Source organism: uncultured Pontibacter sp., from assembly GCF_947499215.1.
GTDB lineage: Bacteria > Bacteroidota > Bacteroidia > Cytophagales > Hymenobacteraceae > Pontibacter.
On the sequence record NZ_CANMNI010000002.1, the window covers coordinates 1,086,947 to 1,110,868 of the forward strand.

Consider the following 23,922-nt stretch of genomic DNA (forward strand, 5'->3'; position numbering starts at 1 on the left):
TTGTTAGTTCGATAATGAATGATTATACCAAAGCCGCAGCATGATAAGTGTTGCGGCTTTTTCTTTTATTGGGCGTAATAGGAATAGATAGGTATAACTTTGAAGAAAGTCAGCGGTTAACAACAGTATCTTAAAAACAACCAACAATTCAACACATGCGCCTCCACCTCCAGACAACCGTTCAACAAGACTACCTAAGCGTTTTCCACGCATTTGATGAGCGGCTTTTTCGGAGGCTGTCGCCACCCTACCCGAAGTTGAAACTTTTGCGGTTTGATGGCAGCGAGGTGGGCGATGTGGTGGAAGTGGAATTGCAGACAGGTATAAAGTCTTTCCGCTGGACGAGTCTGATTACGGAGCGGGAGATCACCGAGATAGAAGCTTGGTTTGTGGATGAAGGGCAGGAATTGCCCCCACCCCTACGCAACTGGCGACACAAGCACCTAGTCGCCAAGCACGGTGATGGTGCCATTATTCACGACATCATCGACTTTAGTACAGGCTTCAAGCCTTTGGACGTATTGCTATACCCGCTTATGCTGGCACAGTTTGGTATGCGGAAGCCGATTTATAAGAAGGTGTTTAAGAAGGTATAGCTTAGTAGTGCAACAAGGCGTTCGAAGGGCCCTTGATGCTCACTTGCTCCCCCAGAAATTTTGGCTTACGCTGAAGATTTACCTCCACAAAAGCGTTGACAGTTGCCAGCATTTCACGAAGCATGTTGCTGCGATATCCTCCATAATAGCCAGTATCCGCTGCATAGCCATAGCTATCCAGCCCAAGTGACCTGCCAATGTAAATAGCCCGATCGAGGTGGTAATTTTGTGAAACTAGCACAGCTTTATCGACCTCGAAAATTTCTTTTGCACGATACAGTGTAGAGTAGGTGTCGAATCCCGCAAAGTCCAGAAACAGGTCCTCTGCTTTCACATTTTTAGCAAGACAGTAATCCCGCATCACCTTTAGCTCATCGTAATTGCGACTTCCATTATCGCCAGATAACAAAAGGCGCTGCACCTTGCCGGCCTTGTATAATCTGATCCCAGCATCCAGTCGATCTTTTAAATACTTACTCGGCTTGCCATTACGTATACCGGCGCCAAAAACAATCGCTGTGTAGCACTCCGGTATATTTTCGGTAGAGCTATAGGTATAGCGGTTCGCTCTATGCTTAATGACAGTTATCAATGTAGCGAAAGCCACAGCTGCCACCATGAGTGCTGCTATGGATACTTTAACGAATCTCTTATTAAGGAAAGCTTTCATCGAAACTCTAGCTGGTTTACTAATGCAGGTATAATATATTATTTTTAACCTATATACAGAACATTTCGCACTAAATAGTGAAACTTGTATTAACCAAAACCTTTGCCCTACCCAAACAGTTAAGTGCAGGGAAGAAATATTCTGCGTAAATTGAGGTATGACGAAAGCGGCCATCATCGGTTCAGGTATAGGGGGCATCGCCACGGCTATTCGGCTGGCGGTGAAGGGATATGATGTGACCATGTTTGAAGCCAATGCTTCGTTCGGCGGCAAGATGCACCAGTTCGACCTGCAAGGCTACCGTTTTGATGCCGGTCCCTCGCTTTTCACGCTGCCGCACTTGGTAGATGAACTGTTCACACTGGCTGGCCGCACGCCTTCCGATTACTTTACCTATACCCGTCTCGATCCAATCACGCATTATTTCTGGCCGGATGGCAGTAAGCTCAAAGCCTATGCCGACCCAGAGGATTTTGCCGCAGAGGCGGAGCAACAATTGGGCGTACCAGCGCAAGATGTGCGTGATGTATTAGCTAAAAGCGCCCGGCTTTACGAAGGAACTGCCGACACCTTTCTGCACAAGTCGCTGCACAAGGCGGGCACTTACCTGAGCATTGATGTACTGAAAGCGCTGGGCTGTCTGTCGGATTTGGGCCTGACTACAACCATGCACGGTGCCAACGTCAAGCTGTTCGACGATCCGCGCTTTGTGCAGTTGCTCGACCGCTTCGCCACTTACAATGGCTCTGACCCGTATCAGGCGCCGGGCACACTTAACCTGATTCCACACTTGGAGCACAATATTGGCGCCTTCTATCCGAAAGGCGGCATTTACAGCATTGCCGCCAGTCTGGTGAGGCTGGCCGAAGAGCTAGGCGTGACGTTCAGGTATAACGAGCGGGTGGAGCGGATTATCACCCAAAACGGAAAAGCAACAGGTATAGCAACCAGTGCGGGCAGGTATAATGCTGAGGTGGTGGTGAGCAACATGGACGTAGTGCCGACTTACCGCCGACTTCTGCCCGACCAGCCGGCACCGGAACAGACCTTGCAACAACCGCGCTCCAGCTCGGCGCTTATCTATTACTGGGGTATAACCCATGAGTTTCCAGAGTTGCACCTGCACAACATCTTCTTTAGCGAAGACTACAAAAAGGAGTTTGAGCACATCTTCCAGCACAAGTCCATCAGCCCGGACCCAACGGTATACGTGAACATCACCTCTAAACTGGAAAAAGAAGATGCGCCGCAGGGTTGCGAAAACTGGTTTGTGATGGTGAACGTGCCACACCACCAAGGGCAGGACTGGGAGCAACTAATCAATTCAACCCGGGAGGCCGTGACTGCAAAGCTAAGCCGTATGCTACAGACCGACCTGACTAAGGTTATTGCTTGCGAACAAGTGCTGGACCCGCTGCTAATTGAGCAACAAACATCGTCATATGCCGGAGCGCTGTATGGCAGTAGTTCCAACAACCGTATGGCTGCTTTTCTGCGACACCCTAATTTCAGCTCAAAGATAAAGGGGCTGTACTTTTGCGGGGGCAGCGTGCACCCGGGTGGCGGCATACCTTTGTGCCTGCTTTCTGCCAGCATAGTGGGCAACCTCGTGCCTGTCGTAACACCAGCTAATAAGTCGAAACAACATGCCTAATACAGCCAAGACATACCTGCCTGCTATCCCTTTGCAACAGCGCCTGAAGCCCTATGCCTTTGCCGCAGCGCTGGGCGTGCTGGTCATTTTCCATGCCGTGGGTTTTTGGGGCTTGCTGTTCAGCGGAGAGCCTGAGAAGTTTCAGAGGCTCACGCCCATGAATCTGCTGCTCACCAATGCATTGCTCTTCGCCTTTCATATGCGCTGGAATGTAGCTTTTGTGTTGTTTGCTTTAGTGGTGATGTTCGCTGGGTTTTTTGCGGAAGTGGTGGGTGTGCATACCGGCCTGCTCTTCGGAGACTATGCCTATGGCGAATCTTTAGGTCTGAAATTCCTTGATGTGCCGCTGCTAATAGGGCTCAATTGGCTGATGCTCGTTTATACCACAGGGCATTTGATTAACTATACCTCCCTGCACTGGGTAGCCAAAGCCATTGCGGCCGCGATGCTAATGGTGGGACTCGATTTTTTTATGGAACCTGTCGCCATGGAGTTTGACTTCTGGGACTGGCAGGGCGGGCATATCCCATGGTCAAACTATGCAGGCTGGCTTGGTCTGTCGATCTTGCTGCAGCTCTACTTCCAAAAGGCCCCCATTTTTAAAGAAAACAGGTTAGCGCCTTACGTATTTCTGGTGCAGGTGGCGTTTTTTGTGAGCCTTTGGACGCTGCTATAAATGTTTCCTAATCATAGCCATGCATTGTTGCAGTACGCTGCTTATTGTTATACCTTTGCCTGTTCGATTCAGAACACAGAAATAATCTTAAATATACATTACCGCTATATCTTCGTAAGGAGTACTAACAATTCACCTTGTAGAATTTTGATGCGTTAGCTTACCACATGACTTTCCTAGAAACCATATTAGATGAGCTCCTGCAAATTTTTAAGCGGGAAGGCATAGAGGCGAATTCAGATGAGGAGCTGATCAGGAAACTCGACATCCGGCAGTCGACTTTTCACGAACTATTCTTTAGCAGGGAGAATATGGTGAAACAGGTGATCCTGTATGATATTGAGGTGCAAAGTAAACACCAAAGCGCTCTGTTAGCAAAAGCCACAAATCCTGTTGAGGAAATCATGATTTTGCTAAAGGACGGTATAAAAAATATACGGGAAATAAACCCTATTTATATCGCCGACTTACAGAAATATCCTGAGGCTTGGCAGATAAGCATGCAGAACGTGATTGATAACAACCAGCACGTGAATGCGGAGATCTTGAATAGAGGCATCTTACAGGGCTACTTCCGTAGAGATATCAACCTGCAGCTTGTTACCAAGATCATTCTGGAGCAGTTCTTTATGATGATTAATCCAGTTTCGTTTCCGCCAGACAAGTATGACCTTTCGGAGGTGTTTCGTAGCATCTTTTTGTATTATGTGCGTGGCATCTGTACAGATCAGGGAGGCAAAATGGCTGAAGAATTCTTCTCTAGAAACACGATCTAACAGCAATTCTACACTGTAAAAAGGGCCGGCCCGCAGCTATAAACTGCGGGCCGGCCCTTTTTACAGTGACTAAAGCGCTGCCTTAGCTGATAGACACGCGCACCTTTTTGGTGTACTCACGGAGGGCCGTTTTAAAGTCCACTCCGTTGTCTTCCATATAGTTCAGAATCCAAGCGGCGGCTATCACGTGCGTCAGCTGTTCGCCTTCGTCGTTGCCTTCCACCTCAATGGCTAGCGGTTGCTCTTCCATTAGGGCCTCTTCGGCTGCTACCAGCGCCTCCAGCGATTCGTTTTCTACCAGTTTCTTTATTGCGGGAATCTTCATGGTATTTAGACAGTCAGTTTTGTGATAAGGTCACGTACGGCTTCCTCTTTGCTGGCGGCCACGGTGTCAACCAGTTTGCCGCTCTTGAATATGGCAAAGAAAGGAAGATTGGTAACGCCAGCCAGTTTGCGAGCCTCTGGGCTTGTCTCAGCGTTTACGTCCACAAAAGCTACGTTGGCAAAAGTCTCGTCGTCTGACATGCGCTTGAACTTAGGCGAAAACAGACGGCAGCTGCCGCACCAGTCAGCGTAGTATTTCACCACCACGTTCTGGTTAGAGTTGAGTACATTATTGAAATCGTTATCGGTTGCTACAATTACAGCCATGTTATCTTTCTTATAAGTTGAAACATCAGATCAGGTATAGCCTAATCATACTGGGTGCAAAGTTAAAAGTTTCAGACCAAACATGCAGTGACGTTCGTCACCAAAGCGTGGTCGTTCGGGCCATAAACAACTGCAAAGAGATAATGTTTAGCGTGGGCGGCGGCTTTTTTTGGGCTGGTCGTTGAGGTAGGCCACTAAGTCCGACTTGTCGAAAGTAAGTTGCCACACTCCCATTAGGTCACCTTTCTTGTAATTGATGGCTTGGTCATCGGGATACTTTTGCTTGATAATGGCATAGTCTGCCTCAGCGATGTCCTGACCCACGGTGCCGTGGCAGCGAAGGCAGCTTTCGTTTCTAAGATAGATCGGAGCGGTATACAGCAATTCCTCCTGATTGATCGCTTCTACTTTAGCGTTTCGCTCCTGCCCCTTGCTATACCTTGCCAATGCATCGTTTGCCAGTGCATCGGGCTTGTTTTTTGGGTTGCGTGGCTTCATGCTGATGCGGCGGGAAATGGCTCCAAACTTATCTTGTAAGGCCTCCACCTCTTCGTAATTCTCAGGCTGGCAGTAAGGCATGGCGGCGGCAACCCCACCCTGCTCTAAGTGCTCCACTAAGCGTGTGTCTTGCAGTCGCTGGGCTACCACCACTATGGAGTCGCCGTGCTTCAAGGCGGCGTTCAGGATGTCCTGTTGTGTAAGACGCTTGATCTTGTGGCGCTCCAGTTCTTGGGCGATTTCCTTGCCTCCTTCTATCGGTTTCACTTTCACGTCGCAGCCTGAAACTATAAAGGCGGTGGTAAGGGTTATAGTAGCGAGCAAAGAACGGGCTTTGAACATCTTTCTAAACAAATTTGTAGTAGGATAAATCAGTAATATAACAGCTGTAACCAGCACTAATGTTTTATTACTTAAACGCCAATTTAGTATCTTTGCAGCTTAAAACCATAACAGAGCGATGTTAGATAAATTAGAAGCCATTAATCACCGGTTTGAAGAGGTAAGCCAGCTGCTTATCCAGCCTGATGTGGCCAGCGACATGAAGAAGTTCAAATCGCTGAATAAAGAGTATAAGGACCTTGACAAGATAGTAGTAGAGTATAAGAAGTACCTCAACATCCTGAGCAACATCGACAGCGCCAAGCAGGTGATCGCGACGGAAAAAGACGAGGACTTCCGTGAGATGGCCAAGGAGGAGCTGGACGAACTGCTTCCGCAGCGCGAGGAAATGGAAGAGTTGCTGAAGGAGCTGCTTATACCTAAAGATCCGAACGACAGCAAGGACATCATCATGGAGATCCGTGCCGGTGCCGGTGGCGACGAGGCTTCTATCTTCGCCGGTGATCTGTACCGCATGTATACCCGCTTCGCTGAGAAGATGGGCTGGCGCACTGAACTGATCGATGCCACAGAAGGTACGTCAGGCGGTTATAAAGAAATTATCGTAGGCATGTCGGGTGAGGACGTGTACGGCAAGCTCAAGTTTGAGTCGGGCGTACACCGTGTGCAGCGTGTGCCTGCCACCGAAACGCAGGGCCGTATCCATACCTCGGTTGCCTCAGTGGTAGTACTGCCAGAGGTAGAGGAATTCGACATCGACCTTGACATGAACGACATCCGCAAGGACCTGTTCTGTTCTTCAGGCCCGGGTGGTCAGTCGGTGAACACGACTTACTCAGCTGTTCGTCTGACGCACTTACCAACAGGTCTGGTGGCTCAGTGCCAGGACCAGAAGTCACAGCTCAAGAACTTCGATAAAGCCCTTGCCGTATTGCGCTCGCGTATTTATGAGCAGGAACTTGCCAAGAAACTGGAAGCCGAAGGTGCTCAGCGCAAGAGTATGGTGGGCAGCGGCGATCGCTCTGACAAGATCCGTACCTACAACTATCCACAGGGCCGTGTGACGGACCACCGCATTGGCTATACCGTGTACAACCTGCCTAACGTAATGGACGGCGGTATTGAGGACTTTGTAGAGCAGCTGCGTATAGCCGAGAACTCTGAGCGTCTGAAAGAAGGTGCTACTGCGGAGTAATCTGCTTCCGTAAGATATATTTAGGAATGTGGTGCAGCCGAAAGCTGCGCTGCATTCCTTTTTTGTTTTATCTTGTTGAATGTTAGAGGCCAACCATTCTGAGAAATTAGGGTATGAAAAGCTTAATTTTATATGGTAGAGAAAGACTGAAGAATATAGGTAAAGCTGATAGTCTAATCAGGATAGGGTTATTCATCATAGCTGGAGCTGTTGGGACTCATAAGTACGGCTTATATGCTACTGCAGTAATCATATTCATTTTATACGCTGCCATTACATTGTTTGAGATTGTTTTTTCGGGAAAGGAAATATTTAACTTGAACAACTTAAGAAAGATGAACTCAGTCGAACAGGGCAGACTCTTTTACCATTTCATTGCTTTAATTATTGTTCTTTGGGGTATGTTTTACTTCCAAAGTAGAACGGTGTATGTTCTTACGGCTGCGCTCACCATTGTCTTATGCTTTGCGACAGGTGTTGGTCTGCTTTCTACCAGATTTAACAAATAGAATAACAGATAATCTCAATACTTTGAAATACCTCCTCGCCATTCTGCCCCTGCTCTGCCTGCTGTCGATGGTCGGCTGCGAACCGAAGGACGAGGTCATCACGACTGATCCGGATGCCGTGTTGCGTTTCTCAGCGGACACAGTGCTTTTCGATACCGTGTTTGTGACGCAGGGAAGCGTAACGCGACGACTCAAGGTATACAACACCAACCAAAAGGCTGTGCGCATCAGCAGCATCAATCTGGCGGGCGCAAACGCCTCTCCTTACAAACTCATCATCAATGGGGTCGAAAGTCCGGTAGTGAACGACTTGGAGTTGCGCGGACAGGACAGCCTGTATATTCTGGTAAGTGTCAACGTGAACCCAGCTGACCAGAACCTGCCTTTTTTGGTGGCAGACTCCATTCTGTTCCATACGAACGGTAGCCAACAAAACGTGAAACTGGTGGCGTATGGACAAGATGCCGTTTTTCACCGGAAGAGCGTATTGGGCACCACCAAGTGGGCTGCCGGCAAGCCGCATGTGCTTCTCGATACCGTGTTGGTACGTGAAGGAGCCACACTGACAATAGAGAAAGGTGCTCAGGTATTTGCCAGCAACAAAGCGGTACTACTCGTTAACGGCACCTTACGGGTAGAAGGCACACCCGAAGAGCGGGTGAGGTTCTCTGGTTTGAGGCGTGAGCCGGCTTATGTGAACGCCCCGGGCCAGTGGGAAGGTATACGCATCCTCACTCGCAGCGAAAACAATGTCATCCGGTATGCCGACATCCGAAATACCATGTACGGACTACGTATCGGCAACCCCGGTAAAGGTGGCACACTGTTGGAGGGCTGTGCTATACAATATGCTTTTCTCGACGGAATAGTGGCTTTTACATCAGACGTAAAGGTGGTGAATACGCTCATCCATAACTGCGGGCAGTATGGTTTCGGGGGACTTGGCGGCGGTAACTATGAAGTGCTATACTCTACTATTGTGAACTACAGCAACCAGTTGCAGCGCGAAACGCCCGCTTTTGTAATAACTGATTACATACCCGGCACTGAGATTAAGAACCAGCCTACGCAGTTGCGGCTTGTCAACTCCATCGTATACAGCGACGGGTCCAGTTATAAAAATGAGGTGCTGCTTGATGGCAGTATACAAGCTGAGATAGCCCACAATATCCTGCGGACAGAGGCGTACAAGAATACGCTAGATGTAAACAGTAACCTGCTGAATGTAGACCCGAAATTCAAAGAGGTGCGTAAACAGAACTTCAGCCTAGATACGCTCTCTCCTGCCAGTGGCGCAGCCACTCCTTTACAAGGTATAAACAAAGACCTCAGAGGTATAAACCGCAGCACCACTAAGCCGGACATAGGCGCTTTCGAGCGAACGATCGATTAAATAAATGAGCGAATAAGTAAATGTGAGTGAAAATCCAGCGGATGACAATTACAGTAAGATTGTCACGGCAATTATTCAATAATTGGGAAAATGAATTCACTCATGCACTCAATCACTCAGTCAAAATTAAACAGATATGTGGTTTCAGAAAGAAATACGCCTGCCGGCCGTGAAACGCGGCTTCCATTTGATCACGGATCTGCTGATGGCGCAGCTGCCAGAACTGGAGAACTATAAAGTCGGTTTGGCGCATATCTTTATCAAGCATACTTCGGCAAGCCTTTGCATTAACGAGGATGCCGACCCCACTGTGCGACAGGACTTCGAAAGCCACTTTAACCACATGGTGCCCGAGAACGCCTCGTACTACCGCCATACCTTGGAGGGACCCGACGATATGCCGGCTCACTTGAAAGCCGCTTTGCTCGGGAGTTCGGTGACAGTGCCCATCTCTAATAGGGAGTTTAATTTAGGCACTTGGCAAGGAGTATACCTATGCGAGCACCGCAACCACGCCTCTAAACGCACCGTGGTGGTTACCTTACAGGGCGAGGCATACTAATCGGTGCCAATTAGAGCCATTCTGCTATTTTACAATACTGATCTTTTGTACGGCGGTGCCGTTGGTGCTGGCTAAGCGCAGAATATACATGCCTGCCGGAAGCCCACGCACATCCAGCCGTACCACCCTGTCCTGCACCTGCTCGCTTAGCACAACCTGTCCGTAGCGGTTCAGCAGTTCCACGTGCTGTACCTGCTGTTTCGCGGCCTGCTCAATCGTAATGAAGCCGGAAGCAGGGTTCGGGTATACCCGCACATTATCCGAAGTCACATAGATGTACTTCTCCTTTTCCAAGGTATGGCTTGAGTTTGCGTTAGAAGTGGTAAGCGTGACGCGGTACTTGCCCGGCCGGTCATACTTGACGGTTGGGTTTTGTTCGGTGGAAGTAGCCGGTATGCCTCCTTCGAAATACCACAGCCACGAAGTGGGTTTAAAACCGGCAAAGGAACCTTGGAACTGCACTTGATCGCCGGGTGCCAGCAGTGTGTCTTGCGGCTGTGCCACTTGAAAGCGTGAACGCAGCTCGCCTGTGCAGCCTGTAGAATTGTAAAGATAACTACGCGCCGATAGTAAAATCCCTTGCATGTAGGAGGCTTGGCCCTGTGTGAACAGGTTCATACAGGCATCATCGGCATAATCCATGTAATTTTGCCACATATTGCCATAAGGGCCGTTGTCGCAGGATATCTCTATGCCGCTGGGGCAGCCTTGGGTTTGAGTCTGCTGGTTTGGGGTATCGTCTATGCCATCAGAGTCGTTGCAGGTTAGCCCATTCCCCCATATGTGTTTGAGCCCTAGCCAATGGCCGACCTCGTGGGTGCCGGTGCGACCCATATTATAATCCCCAAGACTGTTGTTAAACGGAGCGGCGCCTACTGTGCGGAAGTGCAGCACCACGCCGTCGCGCTCCGGGTTCACCCCGGGTGTCGAGGCATAACCGATGCTGGAAATACCGAGATTGCCGATCCATATGTTCAGGTACTGGGTCGGATCCCAAGCGTCTACACCTCCGTTGGCCGAGGATTTGATGTGATCAGAGAAATAACTGAAGCTTTCTTTGCTTGTCTGGGTGCGGGTGATACCGGATGTCGGTTCGCCGTTTGGGTCCACAATGGCGAGGCAAAACTCAATGCGGGTATCCGCCGCAAAGGGGCGAAAATGCTCCGGTGTGTTCACGGTGTCGGCGTTGAGACGGCGGAAGTCATCGTTCAGCACAGCTAACTGAGACAGCACTTGCGCGTTGCTGATGTTTTCGGCGCCCGCTCTGTACACCACATGAAAAACTACAGGTATGGTAATAGTGGCCTGCTGCAAAGCTTGGCCTAAAGAACGATGGCGCATGGCCACCTGTGCCGCCTGCTGAGTTTTCAGGCTGCGCTCTTCAAAACTCGGATCCTGCCGTTTGAGGTATTCCATATAGGCATCTGTGCTACAGCCGCGCCCCTGTTCTGCCGTTTGGCCATAAGCCAGTCGGGTAAAAGCAAGCAGCGAAAGGAGGAACAGGGTATAAATACGCATACACACAGATCAATCGGACAATAGCCACTTGCATGTATAAAGCGCAAGGCTTGAGTGGCTTAGTGTAGCAATATACAAATTTACAGGTTGGCGTCTATACGGTAGCGAAGCGAATCTCCAAAAATGAGCTTCTGCACACCCTCTACCCGGTAGCCTGTTAAGTTGCCGGAGCCGGATTCGGCAGTTAAGGTGATGTTCCGCTTAGAATAGAAGAGCATATTTTCTTCCAGTACAATAGCTTCGAGGTGTTCAAGACGTTGGAAGGGGGAAACCGTAAGTTGCAGACGTTCTACCGGAGCGGCCGCTTCGGCATCTTTGGTAAAGATGCTCACGGTACTACCGTTAGGTAGGGTGTGGCGCTCTTCTCGGTAAAAATCACGCAGGGCGGGCCGGCTCAAATCCACTTCCTGAAAAATAGCCAACTCCTTCTCCCAATCCACATCATCCATTTGGGTGGTTTCAGGCTGCTGACCTTTCGTGGTTACAGATTTGAGTACGGGTGGCTTCCGCTGCTGCAGGCGGGCTGTCTGCTCCTGCAGGTAGCCTGTCAGGTCATAGGCAGGCTCCGCCCCATTCGCAAGGCGTGGCGTTGGCCGCTCGCAGGCCGCAAAGCCCAACAAGAGAGCCAAAAATCCGATGATGCGAAGCCTGCCCATTTTATTGCGCCCGTTGAAGAAGTGATTCGCCTGTCATCTCTGCCGGCTGTTCTATACCCATCAGGTCGAGTATAGTCGGGGCGATGTCGCCCAGTTTGCCGGGCCTAAGCGTGCCGTTGTAGTCGTTGCTCACCAATACACAAGGCACCAAATTGGTGGTATGCGCTGTGTTTGGCGTGCCGTCTGGGTTGATCATGAAATCAGCGTTGCCGTGGTCGGCGATCACGATCGTGTCATAGTTGCTCGCTAGGGCGGCATTGATGACCGCTTCTGCACACTGATCCACGGTTTCGCAGGCTTTTACGGCGGCTTCAAATACGCCGGTATGGCCCACCATATCGGGGTTGGCGAAGTTAAGACAGATGAAGTCGGCGGTTTTTTGCAGCAGTTCCGGCACGATAGCGTCGCGTATCTCGTAAGCGCTCATCTCCGGCTGCAGATCGTAAGTGGCCACCTTCGGTGATGGGCACAGTAAACGCCTCTCGCCGTCGAAAGGAAGCTCACGTCCGCCCGAGAAGAAGAAGGTTACGTGCGGGTATTTTTCTGTTTCGGCTATACGGATCTGTTTACGGCCGGCGTCAGCCACTACCTCGCCCAGTGTATTGTTCAGATTATCTTTCTCAAAAATAGCATCTACGCCTACAAAAGTGTCGTCGTAGTTGGTCATGGTGATGTAGTGCAGGTTAAGCTTATGCATGTTCTGCTCCGGGAAGTCCTGCTGCGTGAGCGCCTGCGTGATCTCGCGGCCACGGTCGGTGCGGAAGTTAAAGCAGATCACCACATCACCTTCTTTGATGGTGGCGATCGGCTGCTGCGCGTCGGTCACTTTCACGATTGGCTGAATGAACTCGTCCGTAACGCCGGCATTGTAAGAGTCCAGCACCGATTTGATGAGGTTCTGCGAAGGGGTGCCTTTGCCGTGTACAAGCAAGTCGTAGGCCAGCTTCACACGCTCCCAGCGGTTGTCGCGGTCCATGGCATAGTAGCGGCCGATGATAGAGGCGATAGTGCCGGTCGTATTCTCCAAGTGCTGCTCCAGCTCGTTGATGTACTTCACGCCGCCTTTCGGGTCGGTGTCGCGGCCGTCCATAAAAGCATGGATGTACACATTACTCAAGCCATGGTCAAACGCTGAGGTACAGAGTGCCTTTAAGTGCTCAATATGTGAGTGCACGCCACCATCCGAAAGCAGGCCGATCAGGTGCACGTCTTTTCTGTTCTCTTTGGCAAAGGTATAGGCTCCGGACAAGGCGGGCATGGAGGCCAGCTTGTGCTCCGAGATGGATTTGTTGATGCGCACGAGGTCTTGGTACACAACACGGCCTGCGCCGAGGTTCATGTGCCCCACTTCTGAGTTCCCCATCTGTCCTTCGGGCAGTCCCACTGCCTCACCTGAGGCCTGCAGCGTAGTATGCGGGTAGGCCTGCATAACGTGATCATAGAAAGGCGTGTGGGCCTTATGTATAGCCGAAACCTCTGGGTCGGTGGTGATTCCCCAGCCGTCCAGAATCATGAGCATTACCTTTTTATCCATACTGCAAATATAGCATATTATGCGCTGCCTTACCGGTCAAAGCGGCTGATTTATACGTCAAGTCTGTGAAGCTAAGCAAGAATTGTTTAAATTGTAGCTGATCACGATGATTGTAAGCGGCATCGAGACATCGGAGTCTAAATTGACTTCGCTACTGAAACGTCCCGCATATTTATACCGTTACATCGGTATATATTGATTATTCCGGTTAAATTTAGGTCCTTGCTTGCGACTTTTGTTGGCATAGTTTTAGCTAATATGAGGACGAGATTACTTATACACCTTATGAAAAACTTTAAAAACATTGCTGTAGTACTTTTCTTAGCTTTTGTAGCTTCCATATTCACTACCGGACAGGCCGTGGCCCAGAAGGATGTGTTTGACGGAGTGGAGGCCGCCTTGCGGGCAGGGTCGGCTAGAGACTTGGCAAAACACTTCGACAGTAAAGTGAGCCTGTCGTTTGCCGATGAAAAATCCACAGACTATAGCAAGACACAGGCGGAGTTCGTGATGAAGAACTTTTTCAGTAAAAACCCGCCTGCCGGCTTTGCTTACAACTTTCCGACTCCAAGCGAGTCGGTGAGAAAAGACAAGCGCTATGTGATCGGCACCTATACGCATCGCAACGGATCTTATACAACTTTGATCCGGGTGAAGGACGTAAAAGGCAAGTTTCTGATCCATTCCATCGATTTCATAAAAGATTAAGCAGATAATAGTGAGATTTTTAGCAAGGCTCGGGATATATACCGGGCCTTTTTTTATTTTTGCACCGTGAAAGCATCATACCTGACAGAAAAAAGCATAGCTGAGTTTATATCCCGGGCCTTGGCCGAGGATATAGGCGATGGCGACCACTCGTCGCTGGCTTCTATTCCGAACGATGCCCAGAACCAAGCACGACTGCTGGTGAAGGGTGACGGCATACTGGCGGGCGTGGAGCTGGCCGGTTACATCTTTAATCAAGTGGACCCCGACCTGCAGGTGGAAGTGCTGCTAAAAGACGGTGCCGAAGTGAAGTACGGCGACGTGGCCCTGACCGTTAAAGGCAAGGCACAGTCCATCCTTACGGCTGAGCGACTAGTACTGAACTGCATGCAGCGTATGAGCGGCATCGCTACCTATACTCATTACCTGAACACGCTGATTGCCGGCACTAAGGCCAAACTGCTGGATACCCGCAAGACTACGCCGAACTTCCGCATCATGGAGAAGTGGGCGGTGTTAATTGGAGGTGGTGTCAATCACCGTTTCGGCCTGTTCGATATGATCATTCTGAAAGACAATCATGTGGACTATGCCGGCGGTATACGCGAAGCAATAGAAGCTACGCAGCGCTACCTGAAAGAAAAAGGCAAGGACTTGCGCATTGAGGTAGAGACCCGCAATCTGGAGGAAGTGAAAGAGGCGCTTGAGACGGGCGGCATCCACCGCATTATGCTCGACAACATGACACCGGAGATGATGCGCGAGGCGGTAGCTACGATTGGCGGTCGCTTTGAAACAGAGGCATCGGGCGGCATTACGGAGGCGACTATTGCCGAAGTGGCCAAGTGTGGAGTCGACTTTATTTCGGTAGGTGCCCTGACGCATTCTATCAAGAGCATGGACCTGAGCCTAAAGGCTTATTAATTGAACTTATACCTGCCCAATAGCGGGCAGGCGCTTATTTTATTTTTATGCAACAAAACCAACGTTACCGGATGCAGTCAAGTGCTGCTCCAAATGCCATTCGTACCAAAAAGTACCAACTGGAGAAAAACACTTTTACAGGTATAGCCTTGGCCAAAGTATGGCGCAAAGACTGGTGGATGGCCCTTATCCCATTGGTACTGCTCCTACTGCCAGCCGTGTTTGATTTCTCTTGGTGGTGGGTGACAGCAGCCATTTTAGTTACCCTTATCTTCGTGCTGCTGCGTTCGGCGCAGGTAATGGGCGTCACGCAAATGGAGCAGGGCAACCCCCTGTTTGAGAAGCTGAGCTATGAGATCGACTCCCGTCAGATCATCCTGAAGCGTAATGAACGCGAAGGCATGACTCTCACTTGGGACATGATCGGCACAGCGGAGCGCAAAGGCGAGTCCTATCTTCTCTGGCTGAAGCCTCCTACAGAAGCCCAACTGCCTAGCGGCTGGAAAGGCTGGCTGGCCAAAACGTTTCAGGCTCCGGTATTTGTGATGCTGCCATTCCGTATCTTCAACAATCCGAACGACATCAAATTGCTGGAGTCGATGCTGCGCCGAAAGAACCTGATTGCCTAGTTGTTTTACAACCTTAGGTATAAGAGCAGCCGTATTTAAAGATTTGTTTTGCTACCATGCTGTGTGGTAGCGTTTTAATATAAAGACTATAACCTAAAAAATAGAGATGAATAAGAACGTATTAGCTGTATTTTCCGCAGTATGTGGCTTGGCACTGATTTCATGCGACACACCAAAGGACCAAAGACCAAGTGGCAAGGCATCTGTAGGCGAGGTAGCACCGGGTACGCGTGGAACTTATAACGTATCTGACGCTGGTGGCGATGTAACTGTACATGAAGGCCATGGTGCGGATAAAGAAGTAATGCCAAACCATGACCAAGGTGCCAACACAATCCAGCTTGGCGATAGCATTCGCGAACGTGCTGAGACGAATACAGCAGCAGGCGCTGTTAAGCGTTAATCGGCCTCATACATTGAGTATCTGAAGTCTGCCGCCACTGTACGCTACAGTGACGGCAGACTTTTTTGTAATCAACTATACCTGCCTACGCTGCGTGCGTATACCCATGTTCTGAAAATAAAAGGTATATTTGCAACCTTATTGCTTTTACATAGCACCTATGGCCCAACAGGAAGAGTGGTTCAGCACTTGGTTTGACTCCCCTTACTATCACATCCTTTACAGTAACCGCGACGACCGCGATGCCCGGCTGTTTATGGATAACCTGCTGGCCTACCTACACCCAAAGCCTGAGCACAAAATACTGGATCTTGCCTGCGGCAAAGGCCGTCACTCCCGCTACTTAAATGAGCAGGGCTATGACGTAACCGGTATAGACCTATCGGAACAGAGCATTGCCTATGCCAAGCAGTTCGAGAACGAGCGGCTACACTTCGCTGTGCATGACATGCGGGAGGTGTATAAGCCCGAGTCATTTGACTTTGTGCTAAACCTGTTCACCAGTTTTGGGTATTTTGAGAGCGAAACCGAAAACGTAGTGGCCCTCAAAGCTGTTGCTGAGAGTTTGAAGCGCGGTGGCAAACTGGTGATCGACTTCATGAACACGGATCGCACCATTGAACGCCTTGTAACGCATGAAGAGAAAGAGGTGCAGGGCATATACTTCCATATTAGCCGCAAAGTAGAGCATGACTTTATTGTGAAAACCATTGAGTTCCGTGATAAGGGCCGCGACTATTGCTTTGAGGAGCGTGTGCGTGCTTTGCGGGAAGAAGACTTTATGGAATATTTCGGAATGGCGCAGCTTCGCTTGGTGGAGACATTCGGAGACTACAGCCTGCATCCATTCCATCCGGAAAATAGTGAACGTGTCATTTTCGTGCTAAAGAAGTAACGCGTCATGATCATAGCCATACTCGTCCTTTTTCTTACGGTAGTGCTTTCTAGCTTTCTGGTAAAGGTGTTCCCACCGGATAACAGCCGTTGGCTGAAGATGGCACTGGCCTTTAGTGGAGCGTACCTTTTCACCATTACAATTGTGCACCTCCTGCCGGATGTGCTGCTTGGTAACCCAAATCCACACAGTGTAGGGTACTGGGTGCTGGCCGGCTTCTTTCTGCAACTGGTGCTGGAGATTTTTTCGCATGGTGTGGAACACGGGCACATGCACACCAATCACCACCAGGGGCACAGCCACGCGGGATCAATGCCCTTCCTACTGCTCGGGTCCTTGTTCATACATTCCTTTCTGGAGGGTAGCATATTGGTGGAGGGCAATGAGCGGCATACGGGTCACCACCACGCAGGAGAAAACTTTTATGCGGTATTGCTAGGTATAGCCATACACCATGTTCCGGCCGCTTTTGCCCTGATGTCGGTACTTCTTTCCCGGATCGGTTCTTTTCGTAAAGCCTTCTTGTGGCTGCTCATATTTGCTGTCGGAGCTCCGATGGGTATATTGGTGAGCAACTACCTAATAAAAGACAACGTGGGAGGTGGCTTGGTATTCACGGCGCTTACGGGGCTGGTAGCCGGTAACTTCCTGCACATCTCTACGACTATTCTGTTCGAGACAAGCCCTGACCACCGCTTTAACAGAAACAAGCTGCTAGCAACGCTCTTTGGCCTAGGCTTAGCCTTACTGACAGATATCTTCTAAAAACAAAAAAGGCTGATGTAACATCAGCCAGAACAGAAACAGAAATGAAAATCTGTTACATGATGGTGGAAAGTAGTGTTGCCGCAAGTGCCTTCAATGCGAGCACAACTACGCTAGGCTTCACATTCACTTCCGATTCATCCTCCTCTACTCCAGACACATCTTTGAAAAAAGAGAATGGGCTCTCAAGAGCATCCGCATCCAGCACAGATTTTTGTTTTTTAGGCGCAGCAGGCTGTGCGGCAGTGGCGTTTGTCGCGGGAGCATCAGCTACCACAGTGGTTTGGGCAGATGTGTTTCCATTCTGAAGCTGTGCAGCATTAGGCGTAGTGGTAACGCCGAACAACAGGAGCGCTGCTAAACTTGCTGTAACAGAAATGGATTTCCACGATTGAAGCATGCCCAAAGTTAAAATTTAAACTGCAGTATTCCAAATGATTAATAGGAGTATTTGGAGAAGAGCCCTAACAATAGGGTAAAAGCGACTTTAATTTAGGTGAAGCAAAGCAGCAGTTTGTCTAGCGTGACGGAGCTGCTTTTATCACCTTAACTTTAACAGGCACTATACCTGTATCAAGGTAGTCCAGTCGTTTGGCTGCCGCTTCGCTTAAGTCTATTACTCTGCCTTTTACAAAGGGGCCGCGGTCTGTTATCTTTAGCTTCACTGTTTTGTTGGTCTGCAGGTTGGTTACCTTCACTTTGGTGCCGAACGGCAGCGTGCGATGTGCGGCAGTGAGCCTGTGTCGGTTATAAGGCTGCCCGTTAGCCATTTTGCGGCCATGCAGCTTGTTGCTATAATAAGATGCCTTTCCTTCCTCTGTGTAGCCCCGTTGGCCTGCTGTGGGCTTGGAAGTGGTGCAAGAACTACTCCCAAGCACAATGGCTACTAATAAAAGTGTGAGGAGAGTGTGGTGTAAACGCATAAATACTGGAATTATAAAAACCGAAGAACTAGCTCTTTAAACGACATGCTCGCTAAAGAATTGCCTTATCTCCCACTGCAACCGCTGCAGCTCGACTTGGTCTAAGGGGTGACGTGTATCAGGCATCACAAGAAGGCTGGCTTGCGGCAATTGCTGGTAGGCCCAAACTGTCTCCTGTATACCCACCATGTTATCGCGATCGCCTACGCTTACACGCACAGGCTTGTCTAATTGGGCGAGGGCGGCTTCGGTGAGCAGGGGCTGCCGGCCAAGCGCTTGCATCATGTCGGCTGTGCGGGTCATCACCTCTCGCCAATCAGTAGGGCTGTGGCGCTCTGCCAGTACAGTGGCAAAGGCTGGTACCTTTTCCTCGATCTTCTGTGGCTGGAGCATCTTAACCTCTTTAGCTGCTGTTTCAGGGCTCCAAGCAAACTTGGTGGCAAGTGTGAAAATACGCCCAACGCGTGCAGGATGCTGCAGCGCAAGGTATAGCGCTACGTAGCCACCCATGCTGTAGCCGAATATGTCAACTGTTTGTAGGTCCTGCTCCTCGAGATAACGCAGCGTATCTTCCGCAAAAGCTTCAATGCTGAAGGCATCCGCTGACAAATCTGTGCCTCCATGCCCGGTGAAGTTGAGCGTGTGAACGGTATAATAGGGCTCCAGCAACTGTTGCAGTGGTTGTAAGGTAGTGGCTGAGCCTAAAGCGCCGTGCAGTAAAAGAAGATGCGGCATGCTACTGTCTCACTTGGTAGTTGTATACATCAACTGCCTGCGTCAGCTTGTCTTTGCGGAACAGCTGAATGACCAGAGGGACTGCAATTAGGCCGGCTCCAGCGTATACGATGGGAGAGATGTTGACGTCATTAGGGTTGGTGGAGCTTTGCGAGGAAGACAGCAAGCCGTACGTCAGCAAGCCAGCGCCTGCTATACCCATCACTGTGGAAATCACACGCTCACGCTTATGGCGCTGGATGAGCACCATGCTGGAGGCGTTGTCGGCAAGCGCCTGCTCTAGGTTCTGCTGGTTAAAGGTCATGAGCGGCCCATTATCCTTGGAGAAGAAATAAATACGGCGACGGCTCGAGCGCGGCATGCCATACCCGTAGGGGTGGTAGCCCATGGCCGAGTAGTCAATAGTGGTGGTGTAGAACTTGGAAATACGCGGGCCTTCCAAGATTCGCTTGGCAAAAGAGTCGAAACGGTTGCCTGCCGCTACCCTTGCGAAGTAGCCGTCGCTGCTTTGGTATACATCCACTAGTTCCGGTGCATACTTTAGGGAGTCGTCGAGCAGGAAGAAGTCCTGTTTAAAAATGGGCGACTTGTACTGCAGCTTGTTGGCATACACTACTTGGCCATTCCGAAGCTGTATAAAGTACCTGCCCTGCTGGCGTTGCTGCTGATAATTGTCCTGTGAGTATTCCTGCGCTTGCAGACTGAAGCTAAGTATTAAGCCGGTTAGAAGTGCGATTATTGTTTTGTTCATGGGTGATTATGATTTCAGCTAAAATTCAAATTGGGCTTTCCCTTTCAGAAAATGAGCACCAGCATCAGGATCATGCCCACCAGCGAGAGGTATACCCAGCCCATCAGCTGGCCTCGGTGCTTACGGGGCACAAGGTTGCTTACCAGTACAACGGCTATCAATACGCATAAAATATAAAGCAGTATAAAAGTAACGGCTTTTACCCAATTTGGCACGATGGTGTTTTCGGCTTGATACTGGTTGCTCATGCCCATACCAGAGACTAAGAACTGCAGTGCAAAGAATACCACTACTTCAAACAGGGCGAAGTAGAACAGGCCATATAGCCAATTGGATTTGCTGTCAGCCATTTTTTTTAGCGTTTAGCTTAAAGGTTGAATCTGCTGTTTCTCCGTCATACCTGTGCTGCTATCTGCTCTAAGGCCTTTAGTTCAGTAACCCCTAGGGCCATATTGCGGGCAATTTTAGTAGGAGTGTCCATATTGTTTGCAAGACCTAATAAGTTTGAAGTCCCAAGGAGTGATTCACTTGTTAAATATAGTAATTGGTTTCGAAAAGCTACTATATAGACAACCGAGTTGGAATGACTTATGTACTTAGGTATAAGTGCCTACTGCGCTAAAGTTATATTTTGTACAGCTATACAGGTGTATTGGTGTAGTATTTGCTATTAATAATGAAGCACATATATAGCGTTGGGCATTAAGTCCGAGGTGTTATGTGAGTAAAATAAGTGCAATTTGTAGTAAGATTAAAAGAATATGATTGCACCTGAGTAATATAGTGAAACAATTTTAGCGGCTTAGCCCGTTAAAATACCAGATGATTGTAGGGATATGAGGTTATTGAAGAATGTTAAATTAGACAATCACTATTTCAACTATGGTGATAAGACGCGGAAGATCTTTAGCATTGGCTATGAAGATCTTCAGACGCTAATCTATTATCAGGATGCCAATAACAAGTATACGCTAGTGATTTCGAAAGAAGACGATCCACCGCTGATAGTAGAAAAAAAGATATCGCGCGCGGAAGCGTTCAGATTAATGAATACCCGGCCCTAAGCCGGGTATTTTTTTGTAGAGTCACAAAATGAAAGACTGGAATAAATATTATAAAATAGCCTTTTGGGGGGCTTTGGCAACTTTTCTGATACAGTTAGTGGTTTCTGTAACTGTGGATCCATATTTAGCGGCGGTATTCACTCCTTTTTTTGCCGTATGGGTAATCATATTTGTGGTTGGGTGGCGCACAGACCATCCCCGCCGATAGCCCCAGCTTATTACAGATGTTTGATGTCGATCTGATGCGGGTTAAGAGCCGAATCATGGTAAGGTAACTTCACGCGGAGTTCTCCATTTTTATAAACAGCCTCTATGCGGCTTAAATCAACCTGCGGCGGCAGCATAAAGATGCGCGTAAACATCGGAATAGCCATCTCTGGATTCTCCTCATTTTGAAGCACAGAAAAAACGGTGATTTGATTCTGATGTAACACCACCCTAAATGCCTCTGGGCTCACACCAGCAGCCCACACGCGTATAACGGCTCCCTTCTTCTTTTTCTTTATCTCTGTATATGTTTCGCTTACCCCTCCACCCAGTGTGTTAAGCAAGTCAATTTGATGAGCAATACTTCTTAAAAACTCTTTATTCTTTATTATTTTCATTTCTTTCTCCTCTAAAGTTTTCATCAAATTTTGATGCAAATCAGGTGCCAAGACCCCAACACGACAAATTGACTTGTTCTAGCGTAATGCTAATCTTCTAATTGTGTCAGTATGACCTGTTTTGGGCATATAATTCGAAGTGGCCTATTAGCGATGGTGTAGTTTAATTGAAACTTTATTTTGGCGATTAGTGCTGAATTTTAGTGCAATAGAGAATAATTAAAAAGAGCTTAAATGTTCCCAAAACGGTGCAATTCTTCCCAAGTATGGAATTTTGTAATTTAATGTCTTATTTAAAGCCAATTTTACAACTGTATTTATTGAAGTTTATGTAGGAGGAGTACAAGTGGGGTTTGCTACAAGGTGCTGTTATACATTATATTAGGTATACAAGATAATTGAGGGTTTCCGTATCATGTAGGACTTTATTAAAATAGAATAGAGCGATAGCTTGTTGGCATGCTTCTTACATAGAAAAGAGCATATACACTCAAGTTATGAAACACATTTACATCATTATCATTGCAATTTTAGTTTTATTAGGACCTGCCCAAGCGCAAGTTGATATCTACAGAAACAGCTTTACTTCTCCAGCAGATACCTCCAGTCTGCGATTCAGCTTCACTAAGGCTTTCAAACCTGACGAACCGGTTTCTATAGTCAACTCCACAACAGAGAGCCACCTCAGCATAAGAGGTAGTAACGGTAGTGGCGCCTCTAGAGGGTATACAGGGTTTATTACAATCAAAGCCCCTATCACGCTTTACCCGGGCACGACTTACCGAATTTCATTTAGGGCTAGGACTATTGCGCAGGATGCTCAGATACGTTTCCAAAGAGGGGCTTCAGTTCAGATTGCAGGTAATACGGGTGGAACAAATATAGCTGGTGTAGCTCCAAGTAATGTCATTAGCGCTTCAGTTGCTGGCTATACAAATTTCACAACTACATTGACTGTGAGTAGCGTTCAAACCGAATACTTCTCTTTCTATGTCAACAGTATTCTGAATGAAAGTAACACTAACAACGAGTATCTTTATATAGATGAAATAGCTATAACAAGAGCTTGTACTGTTATAGCAGAGCCTACTACCAATTCAGTAAGCCGTTGCGGAAGAGGAAGTGAGACTTTGCGAGCTAGTGGAGCTCCTGTTGGAGGCGGATACAAGTGGTACAGCGCTTCTACAGGAGGTACAGTTTTGGCCGAAACATCCAACTACACTACTCCTGTTTTAGAAAACACGACCACATACTACGTGAGCACCGTAAATGGCAATGGCTGTGAAAGTGCCAGAGTGCCGGTAACAGTTACAGTAAACCCTATCCTGTTCGGGCTGACTGAATTTGTAAATGAGAATTTAGAAGTAGGCAAACCCGGTACGTTAAAACTGAATTCAGAGCTTTTTGGAAAAGGCCATGCCGTGAGTATTATGTGGCAGAGTGTTAGAAATAATGAAACCACAATATTGGGTATTACTGAAGCGCCTGCGGCTTCCCCTGCGACATTTAACCTTGTAAGTGCTCCGGGTGCTGATACGTATTTCCGTGCTATCATAACCCCTATCTCGTCAGTATGCTATGACGAGTCATCACTTAATGTTACATCTCAGGGAATAGTAGCGTTGCCAGTGGAGCTAGTATCTTTCAAGGCGCAAGCTAACGCAGATGGCATAAACTTAACTTGGAGAACAGCTTCAGAGCAAGATAATAAGGGGTTTGAAGTGCAGGTGTCTACTGATGGCAAGACTTTCAAAAACATAGGTTTCGTGGAAAGTAAAGTCGGCACAACATCTTTGGTGCAAAACTACAGCTTCCGTGATGCTAAAGCAGCCTCTGGCACAAACTACTATCGTCTAAAGCAGATTGACTTCGACGGCACTTCGGAATACTCTAAAACCATCGCTGTAAACCTAACACTGGCGTCTGCATCTGCCGTTTATCCTACCTTGGCTACAAACGACGTCACAGTTAGATTGACGCGTACGGATGAGCAAGTGACCATACTAGTCGCTGATATCGCTGGAAAGCAACTAGCAGCCGTGCAAAACCCCTCAGACCGCCAAGTAGTGGTGCCCGTACAACATTTGCAGAGCGGTATATACTTTGTTACTGTGATTACTGGAGTGAACAAAGAAGTTTTCAGATTTGTGAAGCGATAAGTATAAACAATATATCGATATGGAAAGGACTAGCGTTAAGCTGGTCCTTTTGTTTTTTAAGCCGCTTCTACCTGAGTTAGTAAACATATGCTGTGGTTTGTTGAACGAATCATGTGTGGCAGCGTAGGTTT

General features: G+C 48.5%; 28 protein-coding genes. 15 read left to right on the top strand and 13 right to left on the bottom strand.

Features of this window, described 5'->3' with window-relative positions; genetic code table 11:
- Positions 1-155: 155 nt before the first annotated feature.
- Positions 156-596 carry a hypothetical protein gene (locus tag Q1A04_RS12910; protein ID WP_299706455.1) on the top strand — a complete coding sequence of 147 codons (441 nt, stop codon included), beginning with the start codon at positions 156-158 and terminating at the stop codon, positions 594-596.
- 1 nt (position 597) lies between these two features.
- Here the strand turns inward: Q1A04_RS12910 and Q1A04_RS12915 are convergent, their stop codons facing one another.
- Positions 598-1,266, bottom strand: coding sequence for an ElyC/SanA/YdcF family protein (locus tag Q1A04_RS12915; RefSeq protein WP_299706458.1), 669 nt, complete (start codon positions 1,264-1,266; stop codon positions 598-600).
- A 157-nt stretch (positions 1,267-1,423) separates the two neighbouring features.
- Between Q1A04_RS12915 and crtD the strand changes: the two genes are divergently transcribed.
- From crtD to Q1A04_RS12930, 3 genes are all read left to right on the top strand, one after another.
- Positions 1,424-2,920 carry a 1-hydroxycarotenoid 3,4-desaturase CrtD gene (gene crtD / locus Q1A04_RS12920; RefSeq protein ID WP_299706461.1) on the top strand — a complete coding sequence of 499 codons (1,497 nt, stop codon included), beginning with the start codon at positions 1,424-1,426 and terminating at the stop codon, positions 2,918-2,920.
- Positions 2,913-3,596: a carotenoid biosynthesis protein gene (locus Q1A04_RS12925; RefSeq protein ID WP_299706464.1), complete on the top strand. Its 684-nt coding sequence runs from the start codon at positions 2,913-2,915 to the stop codon at positions 3,594-3,596. The genes crtD and Q1A04_RS12925 overlap by 8 nt, the downstream gene beginning before the upstream one ends.
- A 167-nt stretch (positions 3,597-3,763) precedes the next feature.
- Positions 3,764-4,372: a TetR/AcrR family transcriptional regulator gene (locus Q1A04_RS12930; protein WP_299706467.1), complete on the top strand. Its 609-nt coding sequence runs from the start codon at positions 3,764-3,766 to the stop codon at positions 4,370-4,372.
- An 82-nt stretch (positions 4,373-4,454) separates the two neighbouring features.
- Here Q1A04_RS12930 and Q1A04_RS12935 read toward each other — a convergent pair whose 3' ends face one another.
- From Q1A04_RS12935 to Q1A04_RS12945, 3 genes are all read right to left on the bottom strand, one after another.
- A complete protein-coding gene (locus tag Q1A04_RS12935) occupies positions 4,455-4,697 on the bottom strand; it encodes a hypothetical protein (protein ID WP_299706470.1) in 243 nt (80 codons plus the stop codon).
- Positions 4,698-4,702: 5 nt separating this feature from the next.
- Positions 4,703-5,023, bottom strand: a complete 321-nt coding sequence (locus Q1A04_RS12940) for a thioredoxin family protein (RefSeq protein WP_299706473.1) — start codon at positions 5,021-5,023, stop codon at positions 4,703-4,705.
- A 147-nt stretch (positions 5,024-5,170) separates the two neighbouring features.
- A complete protein-coding gene (locus tag Q1A04_RS12945; protein WP_299706476.1) occupies positions 5,171-5,845 on the bottom strand; it encodes a DUF3365 domain-containing protein in 675 nt (224 codons plus the stop codon).
- A gap of 136 nt (positions 5,846-5,981) precedes the next feature.
- Here Q1A04_RS12945 and prfA point away from each other — a divergent pair, with 136 nt between their 5' ends.
- The 4 genes from prfA to Q1A04_RS12965 all read left to right on the top strand — a co-directional run bounded on the left by prfA (position 5,982) and on the right by Q1A04_RS12965 (position 9,522).
- Positions 5,982-7,058 carry a peptide chain release factor 1 gene (prfA, locus tag Q1A04_RS12950; protein ID WP_299706479.1) on the top strand — a complete coding sequence of 359 codons (1,077 nt, stop codon included), beginning with the start codon at positions 5,982-5,984 and terminating at the stop codon, positions 7,056-7,058.
- A gap of 113 nt (positions 7,059-7,171) precedes the next feature.
- The gene (locus Q1A04_RS12955; protein WP_299706481.1) at positions 7,172-7,567 is read left to right on the top strand and encodes a hypothetical protein; all 396 of its coding nucleotides are present in this window, start codon (positions 7,172-7,174) and stop codon (positions 7,565-7,567) included.
- Between the two features lie 22 nt (positions 7,568-7,589).
- Complete coding sequence (locus tag Q1A04_RS12960) at positions 7,590-8,960, top strand: choice-of-anchor Q domain-containing protein (protein ID WP_299706484.1); 1,371 nt, start codon at positions 7,590-7,592, stop codon at positions 8,958-8,960.
- A 136-nt stretch (positions 8,961-9,096) separates the two neighbouring features.
- Positions 9,097-9,522: a secondary thiamine-phosphate synthase enzyme YjbQ gene (locus tag Q1A04_RS12965; protein WP_299706487.1), complete on the top strand. Its 426-nt coding sequence runs from the start codon at positions 9,097-9,099 to the stop codon at positions 9,520-9,522.
- Between the two features lie 24 nt (positions 9,523-9,546).
- On the opposite strand, the gene Q1A04_RS12970 is transcribed toward Q1A04_RS12965, so the two are convergent.
- The 3 genes from Q1A04_RS12970 to gpmI form a co-directional block, all read right to left on the bottom strand.
- Positions 9,547-11,040 (bottom strand): M43 family zinc metalloprotease, encoded by a 1,494-nt coding sequence (locus Q1A04_RS12970; protein WP_299706490.1) that lies wholly within the window; start codon positions 11,038-11,040, stop codon positions 9,547-9,549.
- 80 nt (positions 11,041-11,120) lie between these two features.
- The gene (locus Q1A04_RS12975) at positions 11,121-11,696 is read right to left on the bottom strand and encodes a hypothetical protein (protein ID WP_299706493.1); all 576 of its coding nucleotides are present in this window, start codon (positions 11,694-11,696) and stop codon (positions 11,121-11,123) included.
- Between the two features lies 1 nt (position 11,697).
- The gene (gene gpmI / locus Q1A04_RS12980) at positions 11,698-13,230 is read right to left on the bottom strand and encodes a 2,3-bisphosphoglycerate-independent phosphoglycerate mutase (protein ID WP_299706496.1); all 1,533 of its coding nucleotides are present in this window, start codon (positions 13,228-13,230) and stop codon (positions 11,698-11,700) included.
- Positions 13,231-13,515: 285 nt separating this feature from the next.
- Here gpmI and Q1A04_RS12985 point away from each other — a divergent pair, with 285 nt between their 5' ends.
- The 6 genes from Q1A04_RS12985 to Q1A04_RS13010 all read left to right on the top strand — a co-directional run bounded on the left by Q1A04_RS12985 (position 13,516) and on the right by Q1A04_RS13010 (position 17,554).
- On the top strand, positions 13,516-13,938 hold the full coding sequence (locus Q1A04_RS12985; RefSeq protein ID WP_299706499.1) for a DUF4783 domain-containing protein: 423 nt from the start codon (positions 13,516-13,518) through the stop codon (positions 13,936-13,938).
- Positions 13,939-14,004: 66 nt separating this feature from the next.
- Complete coding sequence (gene nadC / locus Q1A04_RS12990) at positions 14,005-14,862, top strand: carboxylating nicotinate-nucleotide diphosphorylase (RefSeq protein ID WP_299706502.1); 858 nt, start codon at positions 14,005-14,007, stop codon at positions 14,860-14,862.
- Between the two features lie 47 nt (positions 14,863-14,909).
- Complete coding sequence (locus Q1A04_RS12995; RefSeq protein ID WP_299706503.1) at positions 14,910-15,491, top strand: hypothetical protein; 582 nt, start codon at positions 14,910-14,912, stop codon at positions 15,489-15,491.
- Positions 15,492-15,639: 148 nt separating this feature from the next.
- Positions 15,640-15,894 carry a hypothetical protein gene (locus Q1A04_RS13000; RefSeq protein WP_299706505.1) on the top strand — a complete coding sequence of 85 codons (255 nt, stop codon included), beginning with the start codon at positions 15,640-15,642 and terminating at the stop codon, positions 15,892-15,894.
- Positions 15,895-16,054: 160 nt separating this feature from the next.
- Positions 16,055-16,789 (top strand): class I SAM-dependent methyltransferase, encoded by a 735-nt coding sequence (locus tag Q1A04_RS13005; RefSeq protein ID WP_299706507.1) that lies wholly within the window; start codon positions 16,055-16,057, stop codon positions 16,787-16,789.
- Between the two features lie 6 nt (positions 16,790-16,795).
- Positions 16,796-17,554 (top strand): ZIP family metal transporter, encoded by a 759-nt coding sequence (locus Q1A04_RS13010; protein ID WP_299706509.1) that lies wholly within the window; start codon positions 16,796-16,798, stop codon positions 17,552-17,554.
- Positions 17,555-17,609: 55 nt separating this feature from the next.
- Here the strand turns inward: Q1A04_RS13010 and Q1A04_RS13015 are convergent, their stop codons facing one another.
- The 6 genes from Q1A04_RS13015 to Q1A04_RS13040 all read right to left on the bottom strand — a co-directional run bounded on the left by Q1A04_RS13015 (position 17,610) and on the right by Q1A04_RS13040 (position 21,656).
- Positions 17,610-17,954 (bottom strand): hypothetical protein, encoded by a 345-nt coding sequence (locus Q1A04_RS13015; RefSeq protein WP_299706511.1) that lies wholly within the window; start codon positions 17,952-17,954, stop codon positions 17,610-17,612.
- 118 nt (positions 17,955-18,072) lie between these two features.
- The gene (locus Q1A04_RS13020; protein WP_299706513.1) at positions 18,073-18,477 is read right to left on the bottom strand and encodes a septal ring lytic transglycosylase RlpA family protein; all 405 of its coding nucleotides are present in this window, start codon (positions 18,475-18,477) and stop codon (positions 18,073-18,075) included.
- A gap of 36 nt (positions 18,478-18,513) precedes the next feature.
- Positions 18,514-19,212, bottom strand: a complete 699-nt coding sequence (locus Q1A04_RS13025) for an alpha/beta fold hydrolase (protein WP_299706515.1) — start codon at positions 19,210-19,212, stop codon at positions 18,514-18,516.
- A 1-nt stretch (position 19,213) separates the two neighbouring features.
- Positions 19,214-19,963 (bottom strand): hypothetical protein, encoded by a 750-nt coding sequence (locus Q1A04_RS13030; protein ID WP_299706517.1) that lies wholly within the window; start codon positions 19,961-19,963, stop codon positions 19,214-19,216.
- Between the two features lie 44 nt (positions 19,964-20,007).
- Complete coding sequence (locus Q1A04_RS13035) at positions 20,008-20,313, bottom strand: hypothetical protein (protein ID WP_299706519.1); 306 nt, start codon at positions 20,311-20,313, stop codon at positions 20,008-20,010.
- A gap of 932 nt (positions 20,314-21,245) precedes the next feature.
- Positions 21,246-21,656, bottom strand: a complete 411-nt coding sequence (locus tag Q1A04_RS13040) for an Hsp20/alpha crystallin family protein (RefSeq protein WP_299706521.1) — start codon at positions 21,654-21,656, stop codon at positions 21,246-21,248.
- A 473-nt stretch (positions 21,657-22,129) separates the two neighbouring features.
- Between Q1A04_RS13040 and Q1A04_RS13045 the strand changes: the two genes are divergently transcribed.
- Positions 22,130-23,791, top strand: a complete 1,662-nt coding sequence (locus Q1A04_RS13045; protein ID WP_299706523.1) for a T9SS type A sorting domain-containing protein — start codon at positions 22,130-22,132, stop codon at positions 23,789-23,791.
- Positions 23,792-23,922 lie beyond the last annotated feature (131 nt).

Coding starts and splice junctions, on each gene's coding strand:
- Q1A04_RS12910 (WP_299706455.1), top strand. CDS start 156: ATGCGCCTCCACCTCCAGACAACCGTTCAACAAGACTACCTAAGCGTT.
- Q1A04_RS12915 (WP_299706458.1), bottom strand. CDS start 1,266: ATGAAAGCTTTCCTTAATAAGAGATTCGTTAAAGTATCCATAGCAGCA.
- crtD (WP_299706461.1), top strand. CDS start 1,424: ATGACGAAAGCGGCCATCATCGGTTCAGGTATAGGGGGCATCGCCACG.
- Q1A04_RS12925 (WP_299706464.1), top strand. CDS start 2,913: ATGCCTAATACAGCCAAGACATACCTGCCTGCTATCCCTTTGCAACAG.
- Q1A04_RS12930 (WP_299706467.1), top strand. CDS start 3,764: ATGACTTTCCTAGAAACCATATTAGATGAGCTCCTGCAAATTTTTAAG.
- Q1A04_RS12935 (WP_299706470.1), bottom strand. CDS start 4,697: ATGAAGATTCCCGCAATAAAGAAACTGGTAGAAAACGAATCGCTGGAG.
- Q1A04_RS12940 (WP_299706473.1), bottom strand. CDS start 5,023: ATGGCTGTAATTGTAGCAACCGATAACGATTTCAATAATGTACTCAAC.
- prfA (WP_299706479.1), top strand. CDS start 5,982: ATGTTAGATAAATTAGAAGCCATTAATCACCGGTTTGAAGAGGTAAGC.
- Q1A04_RS12955 (WP_299706481.1), top strand. CDS start 7,172: ATGAAAAGCTTAATTTTATATGGTAGAGAAAGACTGAAGAATATAGGT.
- Q1A04_RS12965 (WP_299706487.1), top strand. CDS start 9,097: ATGTGGTTTCAGAAAGAAATACGCCTGCCGGCCGTGAAACGCGGCTTC.
- Q1A04_RS12970 (WP_299706490.1), bottom strand. CDS start 11,040: ATGCGTATTTATACCCTGTTCCTCCTTTCGCTGCTTGCTTTTACCCGA.
- Q1A04_RS12975 (WP_299706493.1), bottom strand. CDS start 11,696: ATGGGCAGGCTTCGCATCATCGGATTTTTGGCTCTCTTGTTGGGCTTT.
- gpmI (WP_299706496.1), bottom strand. CDS start 13,230: ATGGATAAAAAGGTAATGCTCATGATTCTGGACGGCTGGGGAATCACC.
- Q1A04_RS12985 (WP_299706499.1), top strand. CDS start 13,516: ATGAAAAACTTTAAAAACATTGCTGTAGTACTTTTCTTAGCTTTTGTA.
- Q1A04_RS12995 (WP_299706503.1), top strand. CDS start 14,910: ATGCAACAAAACCAACGTTACCGGATGCAGTCAAGTGCTGCTCCAAAT.
- Q1A04_RS13005 (WP_299706507.1), top strand. CDS start 16,055: ATGGCCCAACAGGAAGAGTGGTTCAGCACTTGGTTTGACTCCCCTTAC.
- Q1A04_RS13010 (WP_299706509.1), top strand. CDS start 16,796: ATGATCATAGCCATACTCGTCCTTTTTCTTACGGTAGTGCTTTCTAGC.
- Q1A04_RS13015 (WP_299706511.1), bottom strand. CDS start 17,954: ATGCTTCAATCGTGGAAATCCATTTCTGTTACAGCAAGTTTAGCAGCG.
- Q1A04_RS13020 (WP_299706513.1), bottom strand. CDS start 18,477: ATGCGTTTACACCACACTCTCCTCACACTTTTATTAGTAGCCATTGTG.
- Q1A04_RS13025 (WP_299706515.1), bottom strand. CDS start 19,212: ATGCCGCATCTTCTTTTACTGCACGGCGCTTTAGGCTCAGCCACTACC.
- Q1A04_RS13030 (WP_299706517.1), bottom strand. CDS start 19,963: ATGAACAAAACAATAATCGCACTTCTAACCGGCTTAATACTTAGCTTC.
- Q1A04_RS13035 (WP_299706519.1), bottom strand. CDS start 20,313: ATGGCTGACAGCAAATCCAATTGGCTATATGGCCTGTTCTACTTCGCC.
- Q1A04_RS13040 (WP_299706521.1), bottom strand. CDS start 21,656: ATGAAAACTTTAGAGGAGAAAGAAATGAAAATAATAAAGAATAAAGAG.
- Q1A04_RS13045 (WP_299706523.1), top strand. CDS start 22,130: ATGAAACACATTTACATCATTATCATTGCAATTTTAGTTTTATTAGGA.